Source organism: Pseudomonas cavernae, assembly GCF_003595175.1.
GTDB classification, from domain to species: Bacteria; Pseudomonadota; Gammaproteobacteria; order Pseudomonadales; family Pseudomonadaceae; genus Aquipseudomonas; species Aquipseudomonas cavernae.
Window position 1 is genome coordinate 1,054,688 of sequence record NZ_CP032419.1, and the last position, 16,029, is coordinate 1,070,716.

A 16,029-nucleotide genomic window follows, 5' to 3' on the forward strand; every position below is an offset into this window, starting at 1 on the left:
GCTCCGGCTCCTGGGGGAGAGGGAAATCAGGCCGGGAAAGGCGTTGACCTGAGCGCTCCGCCCCTCTCCCTAGCCCTCTCCCTCGGAGGGGCGAGGGGATAAAAACAAAAAGCCCCGCATCGGCGGGGCTTTTTGGTCTTTACGGTGAGGTGATCAGAGCAGTTCGACCGCCACCGCCGTCGCTTCGCCGCCGCCGATGCACAGCGAGGCCACGCCGCGCTTGCCGCCGGTGTTCTTCAGGGCGTTGATCAGGGTGATGATGATCCTCGAGCCGGTCGAGCCAACCGGGTGGCCCTGGGCGCAAGCGCCGCCATAGACGTTGACCTTGGCGTGATCGAGGCCGTGTTCGCGCATGGCCAGCATGGTGACCATGGCGAAGGCTTCGTTGATCTCGAACAGGTCGACGTCGTCCTTGCTCCAGCCGGTCTTCTTGAACAGGTTGGTCATGGCGCCGATCGGGGCGAGGGTGAACTCGCTCGGGTCCTGGCTCTGGGTGGCGTGGCCGACGATCTTGGCCAGCGGCTTGAGGCCGCGCTTGGTGGCTTCCTCGGCAGTCATCAGCACCAGGGCGCTGGCGCCGTCGGAGATCGAGCTGGCGTTGGCGGCGGTGATGGTGCCGTCTTTCTTGAACGCCGGCTTGAGGCCGGGGATCTTGTCCAGGTTGGCGTTCAGCGGTTGCTCGTCGTCCTTGACCAGGACTTCGCCCTTGCGGCTGCTGACGGTCACCGGGACGATCTCGGCGGCCAGTGCACCATTCTTGATCGCCGTCTGGGCGCGCTGCAGCGACTCGATGGCGTAGGCGTCCATCTCTTCACGGCCGATGCCGTGCTTGTCGGCGGTCTCCTGGGCGAAGGAGCCCATCAGGCGGCCGCTGCGGGCGTCTTCCAGACCGTCGAGGAACATGTGGTCCTTGATCTCGCCATGGCCCATGCGCAGGCCGCTGCGGGCCTTCTCGAGGACATAGGGGGCGTTGGACATGCTTTCCATGCCGCCGGCGACCATCACCTGGTTGGTGCCGGCCTTGAGCAGGTCGTGGGCGAGCATCACCGCCTTCATGCCCGAACCGCAGAGTTTGTTGATGGTGGTGCAGCCGGCGGTGCTGGGCAGGCCGGCATTCAGGGCGGCCTGGCGGGCCGGACCTTGCTTGAGACCGGCGGGCAGCACGCAGCCCATGATCACTTCCTGCACGTCGGCCGGCGCGATGCCGGCGCGGGCCACGGCTTCGCGAATGGCGATGGCACCCAGCTCGACGGCGCTGACGCTGGACAGGCTGCCCTGGAACCCGCCCATGGGGGTACGGGCACCACTGACAATGACGATATCGGACATCACAAACTTCCTCTGCGGATGGAAGGCCGCGACCGGCCTAACTACCCGGATTCTACCCCGTGACCAAAAGTGGCAGAAGAGTCACTCGGCAAATCATTCTTTTGACTGATTTATGTACAGGCACAGGGCTCTAGAGTGCGCCACAGTCATATAACAACAAGCATGCGTGCAGGTAATTCCCATGTTGCAGACCCGTGTCATCCAACCCGCAGACAACGCTTACCAATACCCGTTGCTGATCAAGCGCCTGTTGCTGTCCGGCAGCCGCTACGAGAAGACCCGCGAGATCGTCTATCGCGACAGCGTGCGCTACAGCTACGCCACCTTCAACGAGCGGGTTGCGCGCCTGGCCAACGTGCTCAGCGCGGCCGGGGTCAAGGCCGGCGATACCGTGGCGGTGATGGACTGGGACAGCCACCGCTACCTGGAGTGCATGTTCGCCATCCCGATGATCGGCGCGGTGCTGCACACCATCAACATCCGCCTCTCGCCCGAGCAGATTCTGTTCACCATGAATCATGCCGAGGACAAGTTTGTGCTGGTCAACAGCGAGTTCGTGGCGCTCTACCAGGGCATCGCCAGTCAGCTGAGCACCGTCGAGAAGACCCTGTTGCTCACCGACGCGGCCGACAAGCACGCCGCTCTGCCCAACCTGGTCGGCGAATACGAGAGCCTGCTGGCGGCGGCCAGCCCGCACTACGCCTTCCCCGATTTCGACGAGAACTCGGTGGCCACCACCTTCTATACCACCGGCACCACCGGCAACCCGAAAGGCGTGTACTTCAGTCACCGCCAGTTGGTGCTGCACACCCTGTCGATGGCCGCGACGGTCGGCAGCCTGGACAGCATCCGCCTGATGGGCAACGACGATGTGTACATGCCGATCACCCCGATGTTCCACGTGCACGCCTGGGGCGTGCCCTACGTGGCCACCATGCTCGGGGTCAAGCAGGTCTATCCGGGGCGCTACGAGCCGGACATGCTGTGCCGCCTGATTCGCGAGGAGAGCGTGACCTTCTCCCACTGCGTGCCCACCATCCTGCAGATGGTGCTCAATGCGCCCACCGCCCAGGGCCACGATTTCGGCGGTTTGAAGATGATCATCGGCGGCAGCGCGCTGAACCGCTCGCTGTACGACCTCGCCAAATCGCGCGGCATCCAGCTGACCGCCGCCTATGGCATGTCCGAGACCTGCCCGCTGATCTCCTGCGGTTATCTCAACGAGCAGCTGCAGGCCGGCAGCGAGGACGAGCGCACCAGCTACCGGATCAAGGCCGGCATCCCGGTGCCGCTGGTCGAGGCGGCGATCATGGACGACCACGGCCAGTTCCTGCCGGCCGATGGCGAGTCGCAGGGTGAGTTGGTGCTGCGTGCGCCCTGGCTGACCGCGGGTTACTTCCGCGAACCGGAGAAGGGCGCCGAGCTGTGGCAGGGCGGCTGGATGCACACCGGCGACGTGGCCACCCTCGACAGCATGGGCTTCATCGAGATCCGCGATCGCATCAAGGACGTGATCAAGACCGGCGGCGAGTGGTTGTCCTCGCTGGAGCTGGAGGACCTGATCAGCCGGCATGCCGCGGTGCGCGAAGTGGCGGTGGTCGGCGTGCCCGATCCGCAGTGGGGCGAGCGGCCGTTTGCCCTCTTGGTGCTGCGTGAAGGTGCCGCCCTGGAGGCCAAGGGGCTGAAGGAGCATCTCAAGCCTTTCGTCGAACAAGGGCTGATCAACAAGTGGGCGATTCCCTCACAGATCGCCTTCGTTACCGAAATTCCCAAGACCAGTGTGGGCAAGCTGGATAAGAAACGCATTCGTGCCGATATCGCCCAATGGCAGGCCAGCGGTAGCACCTTCCTCTCCACGCTTTAAGCATTTCGGCCGCCCTGCGCCTGGGCGGCCGTCCTCCCAAACAAGCGTTTGCCTGGTTTTTTGCTCCTTTTGGGTGAGTTTGGTCTAGGGTTAGCCCTGGGCATGGGGTTTTAACCCGCGGGCTAGAGTGGTTGGCTGTGCAAATCACACTTTAGGCTGATCAAGAGGTAGTAACCCCTGGTTATAGTCCGCCTCATCCATAACAAAAAAACACATGGAGTAGCGTCGATGACAACAACAAGAGCGTTCTGGCGCCTGGCGAAATTGCCGCTGGCCGTCAGCCTGGCTTCCACCCTCGCGTCCCCGGCATTCGCCGTTAACTTCAACATCGGTGAAATCGAAGGTCAGTTCGACTCTGCGCTGTCCGTGGGCGCCAGCTGGTCGATGCGTGGCGCCGATCCGGATCTGATCGGGGTCAACAACGGCGGCGATGGCCTGTCGCAAACCTCCGATGACGGCCACCTGAACTTCAAGAAGGGCGAAACCTTTTCGAAGATCTTCAAGGGCATCCACGACCTCGAGCTGAAATACGGCGACACCGGCGTGTTCGTCCGCGGCAAGTACTGGTACGACTTCGAGCTGAAGGACGAGAGCCGCCTGTTCAAGGACATCGACGACGACGGCCGTAAGGAAGGCGCCAAGTCTTCCGGCGCGCAGATTCTCGACGCCTTCGTCTACCACAACTACGACATTGCCGATCAGCCGGGCTCCGTGCGTCTGGGCAAGCAGGTGGTGAGCTGGGGCGAGAGCACCTTCATCGGTAACAGCATCAACTCGATCAACCCGGTCGACGTCTCCGCCTTCCGCCGTCCCGGCGCCGAGATCAAGGAAGGCCTGATCCCGGTCAACATGTTCTATGTGTCGCAGAGCCTGACCGAGAACCTCTCCACCGAAGCCTTCTATCAGCTGGAGTGGGATCAGACCGTTATCGACAACTGCGGCACCTTCTTCTCCCAGCCGGACGTGGTGGCCGATGGCTGTGACGATAACCTGGCCGTGCTGCGCACCCAGCAAGCCCTGGCTGGGGCGCTTGGCCCGCTGGCACGGCCGGTAACCGGCGTGCTGCAGAACAATGGCGTGAGCTGGGGCAACCCCGATGAAGGGGTGATCGTGCGCCGTGGTCCCGACCGCGACGCGGATGACGATGGCCAGTGGGGCATGGCGTTCCGCTATCTGTTCGAGCCGCTGGATACCGAGTTCGGCGCCTACTTCATGAACTACCACAGCCGCGCGCCGGTCTTCAGCGGCTCGGCTGCGCCTGCCAGCACCTTCGGCCTGCTCAATCCGCGCAACCCGAGTGGGCTTGGCCCGCAACTGGTGGCAGCTGGCGTTCCAGCACGGCTGGCCGGGGCGGTCGCCACGCAGGTGGCGCCTCTGATCGTAGCCGGCAATTCCCAGTACTTCATCGAGTACCCGGAAGACATCAAGCTTTACGGTCTGAGCTTCGCCACCACCCTGCCCACCGGCACCGCTTGGAGCGGCGAGGTGAGCTATCGTCCGAATGCTCCGGTGCAGCTGAACACCACCGATATCCTGTTCGCCGGCCTGACTCCGCTCAACCCGAGCGTGTCGGTCCTGTCAGGCTCGCCGGGTACTGACCTGCACGGTTATCGCCGCAAGGAAATCACCCAGTTCCAGACCACCTTCACGCATTTCGTCGATCAGGTGATGGGCGCCGAGCGTCTGACCCTGGTGGGCGAGGTCGGCGTGGTCCGCACCGGTGGACTGGAGAGCACCAGCGAGGCGCGCTATGGCCGCGACCCGGTATTCGGGCCCGGTCCGCTGCCGGCCGGGCAGTGTCAGATCCTCAATGCCGGCACTCTGGGTAGCGCGACCGCCGAAAACGTCAGCAAATACTGCGAAGACGACGGCTTCGTCACCAGCACCGCCTGGGGTTATCGCGCCCGCGCGATCTGGGACTACAACGACGCATTCGCCGGGGTGAACCTCAAGCCGAGCGTCAGCTGGTCCCACGATGTCGACGGCTATGGCCCCAACGGCCTGTTCGGCGAAGGCAACAAGGCGGTCAGCCTGGGTCTGGATGCCGAATACCAGAATACCTACACCACCAGCCTGTCCTACACCGATTTCTTCGGTGGCACCTACAACACCTCGATCGATCGCGACTTCCTGGCGCTCAGCTTCGGCGTGAACTTCTAAGCAGACCAGAAATAGAAGGATGACCATGACTATGCAAACAACAAAAAGTCTGCTGCAAACCGGTGTCCTGGCGCTGTCGCTGCTGGCCACCAGCGTGATGGCGGCGGTGTCCGCCGACGAGGCGGCCAAGCTCGGTAACACCCTGACCCCGCTGGGCGCGGAGAAGGCCGGCAATGCCGACGGCAGTATCCCGGCCTGGACCGGCGGCTTGCCGCAGAATGCCGGCAGCGTCGATGACAAGGGTTTCCTCGCCGATCCGTTCGCCAGCGAGAAACCGCTGTTCACCATCACCGCGCAGAACGTCGAGCAGTACAAGGACAAGCTGACCCCCGGTCAGCTGGCGATGTTCAAGCGCTACCCGGACACCTACAAGATTCCGGTGTTTACCACGCATCGTTCGGCAACCGTGCCGGCGGCCGTGCTCGCGGATACCAAGTACAACGCCACTCATACCAAGCTGGTCCAGGGCGGCAACGGTCTGGAGGATTTCAAGACCGCCAACCCCTTCCCGATTCCGCAGAACGGCTTGGAGGTGATCTGGAACCAGATCACCCGTTACCGCGGCGGCAGCGTGCGGCGTCTGGTGACCCAGGCCACGCCGCAGCCGAACGGCTCCTACGCGCTGGTGTATTTCCAGGACGAGTTCACCTTCCGCACCAGCCTGAAGGACTACAACGCCGGCAAGCCGAGCAACGTGCTGTTCTACTTCAAGCAGCGGGTCACCGCGCCGTCGCGTCTGGCCGGTAACGTGCTGCTGGTGCACGAGACCCTCGACCAGGTCAAAGAGCCGCGTCTGGCCTGGCTGTACAACGCCGGTCAGCGCCGTGTGCGCCGAGCTCCGCAGGTGTCCTACGACGGCCCGGGTACCGCCTCCGACGGTTTGCGCACCTCGGACAACTTCGATATGTACAACGGCGCACCGGATCGCTACGACTGGAAGCTGGTCGGCAAGCAGGAGCTGTACATCCCGTACAACAGCTACAAGCTGGACTCGCCGAAGCTCAAGTACAGCGACATCATCAAGGCCGGCCACATTAACCAGGATCTTTCTCGCTACGAACTGCACCGCGTCTGGCATGTCACCGCGACCCTGAAACCGGGTGAGCGGCACATCTACGCCAAGCGTGACATGTACATCGACGAGGACACCTGGCAAGCCGTGGAGATCGATCACTACGACGGTCGCGGCACCCTGTGGCGCGTGGCGGAAGCCCATTCGCAGTTCTACTACGACCATCAGGTGCCGTGGTACACAGTGGAAACCCTGTACGACCTGCAGTCCGGTCGCTACCTGGCGCTGGGCATGAAGAACGAGGAGAAACAGTCCTACGACTACGGCTACAGCGCCTCGGAAAGCGACTTCACTCCGGCCGCCCTGCGCCAGGCCGGCGTGCGTTAAGTTCCAACTCCGCGTGTGTTTTAACCGGCCTTCGGGCCGGTTTTTTATTGCCTGCGATAAGCAGCGCTTCAAATGCCGGAGCCAAGCGTCTAGGCTGCGAGCGTCCCCATTGCCGATGCAGTAACCAGAACCGGGTAATGCCAGACCTCTCCAGCTCCACCAGCTTTGCCTATCCCGCGGTCACCACGGTCGACGGGCGCTTTTTCCGCCCGCCGCTGCCGGCGGGCCATGTGCCGCGCCCGGGTCTGTGCGCGCGGCTATCCGCCGGGCTGCACGGCCGCTTGCTGCTGGTCTGCGCGCCGGCCGGGTTTGGCAAGAGTTCGCTGGCCAGCGAGTTCTGCCAGCAGTTGCCGGCGCAGTGGCGCAGCCTGTGGCTGGGCCTGAGTCGCCGCGACAGCGATCCGGGGCGCTTTCTCGAGCGCCTGCTCGGCGGCCTGCAGCAGATCTTCCCGGGGCTGGGCGATGAGGCACTGGGGCTGCTGCGCATGCGCCAGCGCCACCAGCCGTTCGCCTTCGAGGAGTGGCTGGACGGCCTGCTCGACGAGCTGGCCGGGCGTCTCGACCCGGCGGCGCCGTTGCTGCTGGTGCTCGACGATTATCACTTGGCCCAGGGCGCGGTGCTCGACCGCTGCCTGCAGTTCTTCCTCAACCACCTGCCGGCCGGCCTGCTCCTGCTGGTCACCAGCCGCCAGCGCCCGGACTGGCACTTGGCGCGCCTGCGCCTGTCGCAGCAACTGCTCGAGCTGCAGGAGCAGGACCTGCGCCTGACGGCCGAGGAGTCCGTCGAGCTGCTGGTCAGCCAGGGTGCCGATCTGCGCGGCGAGGCCCTGCAGGCGCTGCTGCAACGCAGCGAAGGCTGGGTCGCCGGGCTGCGCCTGTGGCTGCTGGCCGCCGCGCAGGAACCGGCCGGTCTGGCGCCGGCAGTGCACGGCGCCGACGGGCTGATTCGCGACTATCTGCTGGAGGAAGTGATCGAGCGGCAAAGCAGCGAGGTGCAGGCGTTCCTCTACGACACCGCCTGCCTCGACCGCTTCTGCGCCGAGCTCTGCGATGCCGTGCGCGACAGCCACGACAGCGCGGCGATCCTCCGCCACCTGCAGGCGCATCAGGTGTTCCTGGTGCCGCTCGACGAGCAAGGCCAGTGGTTCCGTTATCACCACCTGTTCTCCGATCTGCTGCGCGCGCGGCCGCTGGAGGCGCCGCTGCAGCCGCCGGCGCGCCTGCACCTGCGCGCCTGCCGCTGGTTCAGTGGCCAGGGCCTGCTCGACGAGGCGATCGACCAGGCCCTGCGCGCCGGCCAGCCGGATGTCGCCGCCAGCCTGGTGCAGAACCTCTCCGAGGCGCAGCTGCTCGGCGAACAGAACGTGGCGATGCTGCTGCGCTGGAAGATGGACCTGCCGGAAAGCCTGCTGAGCAGCACGCCGCGGCTGATCGTGTTGTACGCCTGGGCGCTGGCCCTGGCCTGCCAGCTGGACGCCGCCGAGGAGCTGGCCAGCCAGTTGGCGCGCTTCCTGCCGGCGCCGTCGCCGCGCGCGCAACGCTCGATGTTGGCGCAGTGGCTGGCCCTGAGCGGGGTGATTGCCCGCGGCCGCGGCGACATCGGCACGGCCGAGCGCTATTGCGGTGAAGCGCTGACCAGCATGCCGCAAGAGCGCACCGGGCAGCGGCAGATGTGCCTGTCGACCCTGGCTAACCTGGCGGTGGTGCGCGGCGACCTGTGGCGCGCCCGCGGCCTCAACCGCGAGGCTCTGGAGTTGGCCCAGCGGGTTGGCAATCCGCTGTTCGAGGCGCTCGCGCATTACGACCGGGCGCGCGTGCTGCAGGCGCGCGGCGAGGTGCTGCGCGCCCTCGATGAAGTGCGCCACGGCCTCGAGCGCTTGCGCGATCTGCCGGCGCAGCGCCTGTATGCGGTGCGCGCACGCCTGACCCTGTATGAAGGTTTCCTCCTGGCCCTGCGCCTGCAGCCGGATGCGGCGCGCGTGCGCCTGCAGGCCGGAATCGCCGAGGCGCGCGCCTGTCGCGACCTCAGCCTGTTGACCGGCTACTACCTGCTGGCCGGCTTGGCGGGGCGCGAAGGCCATTATGCCGAGGCCTTCGCCCAGCTGGCCGAGGCCGAGCGCTTGATGCACGTCTGGGACGTGCCGCCGGTCTACTACCTGGCCATGCTGACCCTGGCCAAATGCGAGCTATGGCTGCCGCAGGGCCAGCTGGAGCTGGCCGGTCTGTGGCTGACCCGGTTGGCGGAAACCTATTGCGGCGAACAAGCCGCCAGTGCTCCGGAATTCCACCCGCAACTGCCGCTGCATCTGGAATTGCAGCAGGCGGCGCTGGAGCGTATCCAGGGCCAGCTGCCCGCCGCCGAGCGCCGCTTGCGCGCGCTCAGCCAGCAGGCGCAGGCCCGCGGCGGGCAGATCATGCGGGTGAGCGCCGAAGTTCGGCTGATCCTCCAGTGGCTGCGCGCCGGGCAGTTGCGCGAAGCGCAGCAGCACTTGGCCCTGTGCCTGGAGGCGGCGGCGGGTGGCGCCTTGCTGCCGTTCCAGGAGCTGCTGGAGCAGCAGCCGCAGTGGCTGCGCGAGCAGCTGCTCGGTGCGCCGGCCTGCGCGGTAGGCGAGGCGCTGCTGGCGCTGTTGCCGGCTCAGGAAGAGGACGGCGCTGTTCCGGCGATGACCGCCGAGGCGCTGAGTTCGCGCGAACTGGCGGTGCTGAAGCTGATCGCCCAGGGCTGCTCGAACCAGGAGATCAGCGATCGCCTGTTCATCTCCCTGCACACGGTCAAGACCCACGCCCGCCATATCAACAGCAAGCTTGGCGTCGAGCGCCGCACCCAGGCGGTGGCCCGTGCCAAGGCCCTCGGTCTACTGCGTTAGGTCGCGCAAGGCGTAGGCTGGAAAGCCGCGCAGCGTTTTCCAGCGAAGAGTCGCCGGATGGGAAAGGCGCCATCCCCCTACAGCTTCTCCGGCACGCTCAGAGCCTGTCTTGGATCTGCTGCGCGTCGGCGATACCGCGTTAAAAACAGCCTCGGAAAGCAGCTTGCTGCTAACGCGCTTCAGCGCGACCCGGAGGGCGAGTGCAACGAGTCATGCTCATTTACAACTCGTAAACTCCGCTTCCTCGGCTGTTTTTGCCTTGTCTCGCTCTAGCTCGCGAGATCCGAGACAAGCTCTCAGGTCGAGCTTGGGCGCAGGCGCCGGTTTCACGGCCTTGGCCGCGGCCAGCTGGCGTTCCACATCGGCCTGAATCGCGGCCAACACCGGCTGCAACTCGCTCATGCTGGCGCGCACTTCCGGGTAGGGGTGCTGCTCGGCCAGCTGGCTGACGCGGGCGAGCAACTGCGGCCGTACCTCGGCGCCGAGATGGACGAACAGCTCGGGCAGCAGCTTGCCGAGCTCGGCGGCGTAGAGCACCAGATCCTCGCGGCCGAACTGCTTGGTCAGGCCCAGGTAGTCGAGGGCGCTGGAGGTCAGCATGGCCGCCGCCGCCTTGGTTTCCTGCAGGCCCTGCAGGCGCACCGGGCGGCTTTGCTCGGCTTGCGCCAGGGTCATCCAGAACTCGGTGGTGAGGGTGAACAGCACCGCCTGCTGGCGCAGCGAGTAGGTCATCAGCCCGAGCGCCTCGGCGCCGTAGGGTTGCTGGGCGGCGCGGAAGTCGAAGTACAGGCGCATCAGTTCCTTGAGCTGGAACAGCACCTCGCGCGCCTCGTTCTGGCGCAGCTCCAGCGGCATATAGATGTTCAGCTGCGGGCGGAAATTCTCCTCGCTGACCATGCGCCGGTAGATCGGCCCGGTGAATTCGCCGCTGCGCCGGGGCAGGGCATTGGCCTGGCTGCCATCGACCTGTTTGAGCGCCTCCAGCAGCTGGTGGTAGTCGCCGCTGCGCCAGGGCCGCTCAATGTCCGGAATCTTCTGGCCGAGGTAGAACAGCTCGGCGGCGGCCAGTGGGCGCAGGAACACCAGCAGAAGGATGGCCAGCGGCCAGAGTGGGCGGCGTAGGAGCGTCATCGCGAAGGAGATTCCGGCGGCAAACAGGGCAGGGCAAGAAGAGTACCCAGCCCACCCGCAGTCGTCACCCAGAGCCTTGGTTGGGAGGCGATGGCTGGCGGTCGGCTGGCCAGCCACGCTCAACCTAGGTTGGGGCGTCAAGGCCGGTGCGGCGTGCTTTGCTAGGCAGGTTGTCACTCCATATCAACAAGAACATTGCCGAGGTGCCTGCATGTCTGCTTCCAGCCTTCCCCTGACGCCGCCGCTGGCGGCCGGTTTCGCTCGCCTGGGCTTCGGCGCCTTGCCGCTCGAGCGGCTGAAGGCGCGCTACGCCAATGCCGAGAGCGGCTCGCGCTTCATCGAACTGGACGGCTTCAACATCCACTACCGCGACGAAGGCAGCCGCGACAAGCCGGCACTGGTGCTGATCCACGGCGTGGTGGCCTCGCTGCACACCTGGGACGGCTGGGTGCAGGCCTTCGCCCCGCACTACCGGATCATCCGTTTCGACGTGCCCGGCTTCGGCCTCACCGGCCCGGCGCGCGACGGCCAGTACAGCGGCGAGCGCATGGTGCGGATCTTCGAGCTGCTGCTCGACTATCTGGGGGTGGACAAGGCGGTGGTGGCCGGCAACTCGCTGGGCGGTTACATCGCCTGGAACTTCGCCCTGGCCCAGCCGCAGCGGGTGGCCAAGCTGATTCTCATCGATCCGGCCGGCTACGAAATGAAGAAGGTGCCGTGGATGATCGCCTCCGCCGCCTTGCCCGGCGCGACCCTGGCGATGCCGCTGTGGATGCCGCGCGCGCTGATCGCCCAGGGCATCAAGGAAGTCTATGGCGAGCCGGGGCGAATCAAGCCCGGGGTGGTCGATCGCTACTACGACCTCAGCCGTCGGCCCGGCAATCGGCGGGCGATGATGGATATCTTCCGCGTGCTGCTCAAGGTCAACCGCGAGGAGCTGCACAGCACCGCGCAACGGGTGGCCAAGCTCAAGATGCCGACCCTGCTGATGTGGGGCGACCGCGACCGCTGGATTTCACCCAAGCACGTGCCGCTGTGGCAGCGCGATGTGCCGGGCCTGCAGGTCAAGACCTACCCGGGTGTCGGCCATATCCCCATGGAAGAGATTCCCGAGCAGAGCGCGGCGGACGCCATGCGTTTCCTCCAGGGCTGAGGGCCAGCTCCCCGGGAGCGCTGTTCGTGTGGCCTCTGGGGATCGTAGGTGATGGCCGGGCGCCGGGCTCACAGCCAGTACTCCCAGAGGCGGCCGAACAACTCCTTGGCGCGCACCGCGAGCGAGCGGCGCTGCCAGCTTGCCAGGCTGATCGGGTTCGATTGCGCCAGGTCGGCCTGGAACGCCGCGCGCATCTTGTCGCCGAAGCCGCTGCCGAGCACCACGACATTGACCTCCTGGTTGTGCAGAAAGCTGCGCCAGTCGAGGTTGGTCGAGCCGACCGTGGACCACACCCCGTCGATCACCGCGGTCTTCACATGCAGCAAGGCATCGCGGCGCTCGTACAGCTTGACCCCGGCCTGCAGCAGTTCGGTGTAGTGGGCGCGGCCGGCGTGGAATACCAGCCAGGAATCGGTGCTGCTGGGCAGCACCAGTTTCACGTCGACGCCGCGCGCCACCGCGTCCTTGAGCGCTTCCAGCAGCTGCTGGTCGGGCACGAAGTAGGCGTTGGTCAGCCAAATCTCGGTTTGTGCGCTGCGCAGGGCCGAGATCAGCGTGGCGTAGATCAGGCTGTAGGGTTCGTCCGGCGAGCTGCCGATGGCGCGCACCACCTCGTGGCCCTTGCGCTCGGCCGGCGGGAAGTAGTGGCGGGGCGTCAACGCCGGGCCTTTCTGCTTGGCCCAGGTGCCGATGAACAGCTTCTGCAACTCAGCGACCACCGGCCCTTCGAGCCGCAAATGGGTGTCGCGCCAGGGCAGCTGACCACCGGGCCGCACTGGCGTGGGCCGCTTGAACGAGCCGCCGGAATACACGCTGCTGATGTTGATGCCGCCGAGGAAGGCGATGCGTCCATCGACCACCAACAGCTTGCGGTGGTCGCGCTGGTTCACCTCCCAGCCGGCCTTGGCGGTCAGTGGATTGACCGGGTTGAACTCCAGCACCTGGATGCCGGCGTCGCGCAGGCGGGTGAAAAACTTGGGCGGCGTGCCGAGGGTGCCGACGCTGTCATGGATCAGGTTGACCTGCACGCCGGCCTGCTGCTTGGCGATCAGCGTCGCGGCGAAGCGCTGGCCGACTTCGTCGTCTTCGAGGATGTAGGTTTCCATGTTGATGTGGTCGCGCGCGGCGTCGATCGCGGCGAACATCGCTTGGTAGGTGCGCGGGCCGTCCTGCAGCAGCTCGACCTGGTTGCCAGCGGTCAGTGGACTGCCGACCACGGCTTCCTCGATCGCCAGGTGCAGGTCGAAGATGTTGGTCTCCTTACCGCTGGCCTCGAGCCGCTCGAGGATCGCCTTGCTGTGCGCGGCCGACAGCGGCCCGCGGGCGCCATCGATCTGCACCGGCCTGGCTGGGCGGTGCGCCATGTCCGGCACTATGGTCGGCAACGAACTGCAAGCGGCGAGTAGCACCAGGCCCAGCACCAGCGCAACACGCGCAAGAGATGGCAAGCGCAGCAGATTCATTCGGCATCCTCCTGGCATGGGAGGGGTACCGCGGCGCAACTGGCGGGGCCGTGGCGGCCCGGCGGGTGACGGTATGTTTATCAGCGTAGCGGTTGAAAAGAATCACCGCGTCGCGCGGCTGTCGGCGTTCTTGCGCACGTCCTTTACAAGCTGAAGTGATCTGCCGCTGCAAAGAACAAGGGAGGCCAGGTGCCTCCCTGGTTCTTTGCATTGCCGCCGAGCTGGGCTCAGAACCTGTTTACGATCTCGCGAGCTAGAGTCAAACAAGGCGAAAACGGCTGAGGAAGCGGAGTTTACGCGTTGTAAATGAGCATTCCGAAGCCGTTTTCAACGCAGTTTGACTGACGCGCAGCAGATCGTAGACAGGTTCTCAGACCAGGGTCAGGGTCACATTGATATTGCCCTGGGTCGCATTCGAATAAGGGCAGACGATGTGGGCCTTGCCGACCAGGTCCTGGGCCGTCTGGCGGTCGATGCCCGGCAGGCTGATCTTCAGTTCCACCTCGATGCCGAAACCGGTGGGCAACACCCCGATGCCGACTATGCCCTCGATCGAGGACTCCTCGGACAGGGCGATCTTCTCCTTGCCGGCGACGAACTTCAGGGCGCCGAGGAAGCAGGCGGAGTAACCCGCGGCGAACAGCTGCTCGGGATTGGTCCCGTGGCCGCCCGCACCACCCAGTTCCTTCGGCGTGGTCAGTTTCACGTCCAGCACACCGTCGGATGACACCGCGCGACCTTCGCGGCCGCCATAGGCTTCGGCGTATGCACGATAGAGCGCTTTTTCTATAGGCATGACTGATCTCCTTGCTAGGGGGAGGGACGCAGCCCCATGGCGCGCTGGGGCTGTTCCGGGAGGAACGCTGAACAAGCCTAGCAGGCTGTTGAAAGACGGTCGGCTCGGCGGCGGGTTGGGGCGGCGTGCGTACGGGCTTGGTATAAGGCGGCGCACCGCTCTGGGCTACTGTTTGGGGGGCGGTCGGCGGTCTTGGCCGGGCCGCGGGTCCTGTTCGATTCGATGTGCTTGCTCATGGTGGCCCCGGAGTTCATCGCGAAACCCGCGAAATTGTCTGGAGCCGGGATGAAGACCAGGGTAGCCAACGCGCGCAGCGTCGGTGCGCTGCCGCGCTTATGGACGGCGGCGCCATCGGAACATGTGGTGCTAGTGGAGGTGGTTGAAAAACCACTGCGCTCGGCTCTACGGCGTTGCAATCAGCCTCGGAAGCCGCTTGTGGCTAACGCGCTTTAGCTCGGCCCCCGAAGGAGCGAGCGAAGCGAGTCATGCTTACTCATACCTCGTGTCGCTCCACGAGCATCCGCCATGTTGGGCCGCCGCATTACGGATAATGGCAGCGCCTTTGTATCGCCCGGTGTTTCCCTGGTTTTAGCCTTCCGCGTGCGCGCAACAGCTGCGACTGTCCAACGCTTCCAGCAGCCGGCAGTGTTCGGCGTGTGCGCTGTGGCAGCCGGCGATCTTGCGCAGCTCGGCCTGCATCGCCTGGAGGTCGCGAATCCGCGCTTCGATGCTGCTCAGGTGCTGCTGGGCCAGCCGGTCGGCCTGGTCGCAGGGGCTCTGCGGTTGGTCGGCCAGGGCCAGCAGGGCCTTGATCTCCTCTAGGCTGAAGCCCAGTTCGCGACCGCGGCGGATGAAGCGCAGGCGCCGCACGTCGGCTTCGGCGTAGTGGCGATAACCGGAGGCGCTGCGCTGCGGTTCGGGCAGCAGGCCGCTGCGCTCGTAGAAGCGGATGGTTTCCAGATTGACCCCGCTTTCGCGGCTGAGGGCGCTGATGGTGAAGGGCTTGGCCATGGCTTGACTCCGTAGTTACTACAGGGTTTAGCGTACACCTCAGAACCTGTTCAAAGTCTGCTATGCGTCGGCCATGCGGCGTTAAAAATGGCTTCGGACTGCTCATTTACAGCTCGTAAACTGCGCGTCCTCAGCCATTTTTGCCTTGTCTGACCTTAGCTCGCGAGCCTTTGAACAGGTTCTTACCCCTCTAGGAGAGAACCGTTATGGGCGCACATTGCTGCAATCACGAGACCGCCGCGCAGACCAACATCCGCTCGGCGCGCTACCGCAAGATCCTGTGGCTCGCCTTGGCGGTCAATCTCGGCATGTTCCTGGTGGAAATCGGTGCCGGGGTGCGCGCCGGTTCGGTCTCGCTGCTGGCGGACTCGCTGGACTTCGCCGGCGATGCGGCCAACTACGGCATCAGCCTCTGGGTGCTCGGCCTCGGCGTGGCGCTGCGGGCCAAGGCCTCACTGTTCAAGGCGGCGTGCATGCTGCTATTCGGTGTGGGCGTGCTGGCCAGCGCGCTCTGGCAATGGCTCAGCGGCGGTGTGCCGGATGCGCCGACCATGGGCGTGATCGGCACCCTGGCGCTGCTCGCCAACCTGGCCGTGGCGGCATTGCTCTACGCCTACCGGGAGGGCGACAGCAACATGCGCAGCGTCTGGCTGTGCACGCGCAACGATGCCCTGGGCAACCTCGCCGTGCTGCTGGCGGCGCTGGGGGTGTTCGGCACCGGCAGCGCCTGGCCGGATCTACTGGTCGCCAGCATCATGGCCAGCCTGGCGCTGACCGCCGCCGTGCAGGTGCTGCGTCAGGCCCGCCAGGAGCTGGCCGCGGTCGCCACGTAGGGCAGGGGAGCCGGCCGCACGCA

11 protein-coding genes are annotated in these 16,029 nt (G+C 65.5%); 6 read left to right on the forward strand and 5 right to left on the reverse strand.

What is annotated here, in order from left to right; all coding sequences use genetic code 11:
- Positions 1–153: 153 nt before the first annotated feature.
- Positions 154–1,329 carry a thiolase family protein gene (locus D3880_RS04890; RefSeq protein ID WP_119892384.1) on the reverse strand — a complete coding sequence of 392 codons (1,176 nt, stop codon included), beginning with the start codon at positions 1,327–1,329 and terminating at the stop codon, positions 154–156.
- 181 nt (positions 1,330–1,510) lie between these two features.
- Between D3880_RS04890 and D3880_RS04895 the strand changes: the two genes are divergently transcribed.
- From D3880_RS04895 to D3880_RS04910, 4 genes are all read left to right on the forward strand, one after another.
- Positions 1,511–3,193 carry a fatty acid--CoA ligase gene (locus tag D3880_RS04895; RefSeq protein WP_119892385.1) on the forward strand — a complete coding sequence of 561 codons (1,683 nt, stop codon included), beginning with the start codon at positions 1,511–1,513 and terminating at the stop codon, positions 3,191–3,193.
- A gap of 228 nt (positions 3,194–3,421) precedes the next feature.
- Positions 3,422–5,353, forward strand: coding sequence for a DUF1302 domain-containing protein (locus D3880_RS04900; RefSeq protein WP_119892386.1), 1,932 nt, complete (start codon positions 3,422–3,424; stop codon positions 5,351–5,353).
- Between the two features lie 31 nt (positions 5,354–5,384).
- Positions 5,385–6,752, forward strand: a complete 1,368-nt coding sequence (locus D3880_RS04905; RefSeq protein ID WP_119892387.1) for a DUF1329 domain-containing protein — start codon at positions 5,385–5,387, stop codon at positions 6,750–6,752.
- A 137-nt stretch (positions 6,753–6,889) separates the two neighbouring features.
- Positions 6,890–9,619, forward strand: a complete 2,730-nt coding sequence (locus D3880_RS04910) for a winged helix-turn-helix domain-containing protein (protein WP_119892388.1) — start codon at positions 6,890–6,892, stop codon at positions 9,617–9,619.
- Between the two features lie 216 nt (positions 9,620–9,835).
- Here D3880_RS04910 and D3880_RS04915 read toward each other — a convergent pair whose 3' ends face one another.
- A complete protein-coding gene (locus tag D3880_RS04915; RefSeq protein ID WP_238474403.1) occupies positions 9,836–10,750 on the reverse strand; it encodes a hypothetical protein in 915 nt (304 codons plus the stop codon).
- A gap of 211 nt (positions 10,751–10,961) precedes the next feature.
- Between D3880_RS04915 and D3880_RS04920 the strand changes: the two genes are divergently transcribed.
- On the forward strand, positions 10,962–11,903 hold the full coding sequence (locus tag D3880_RS04920) for an alpha/beta fold hydrolase (RefSeq protein ID WP_119892389.1): 942 nt from the start codon (positions 10,962–10,964) through the stop codon (positions 11,901–11,903).
- 68 nt (positions 11,904–11,971) lie between these two features.
- Here the strand turns inward: D3880_RS04920 and cls are convergent, their stop codons facing one another.
- The 3 genes from cls to D3880_RS04935 form a co-directional block, all read right to left on the reverse strand.
- On the reverse strand, positions 11,972–13,366 hold the full coding sequence (gene cls / locus D3880_RS04925; RefSeq protein WP_119892390.1) for a cardiolipin synthase: 1,395 nt from the start codon (positions 13,364–13,366) through the stop codon (positions 11,972–11,974).
- A gap of 370 nt (positions 13,367–13,736) precedes the next feature.
- Positions 13,737–14,162, reverse strand: coding sequence for an organic hydroperoxide resistance protein (locus D3880_RS04930; protein ID WP_119892391.1), 426 nt, complete (start codon positions 14,160–14,162; stop codon positions 13,737–13,739).
- Between the two features lie 588 nt (positions 14,163–14,750).
- Positions 14,751–15,173, reverse strand: coding sequence for a MerR family DNA-binding protein (locus D3880_RS04935; RefSeq protein ID WP_119892392.1), 423 nt, complete (start codon positions 15,171–15,173; stop codon positions 14,751–14,753).
- Positions 15,174–15,379: 206 nt separating this feature from the next.
- On the opposite strand from D3880_RS04935, the gene D3880_RS04940 reads away from it, so the two are divergent.
- Positions 15,380–16,006: a cation efflux transmembrane domain-containing protein gene (locus tag D3880_RS04940; RefSeq protein ID WP_119892393.1), complete on the forward strand. Its 627-nt coding sequence runs from the start codon at positions 15,380–15,382 to the stop codon at positions 16,004–16,006.
- Positions 16,007–16,029: the final 23 nt, after the last annotated feature.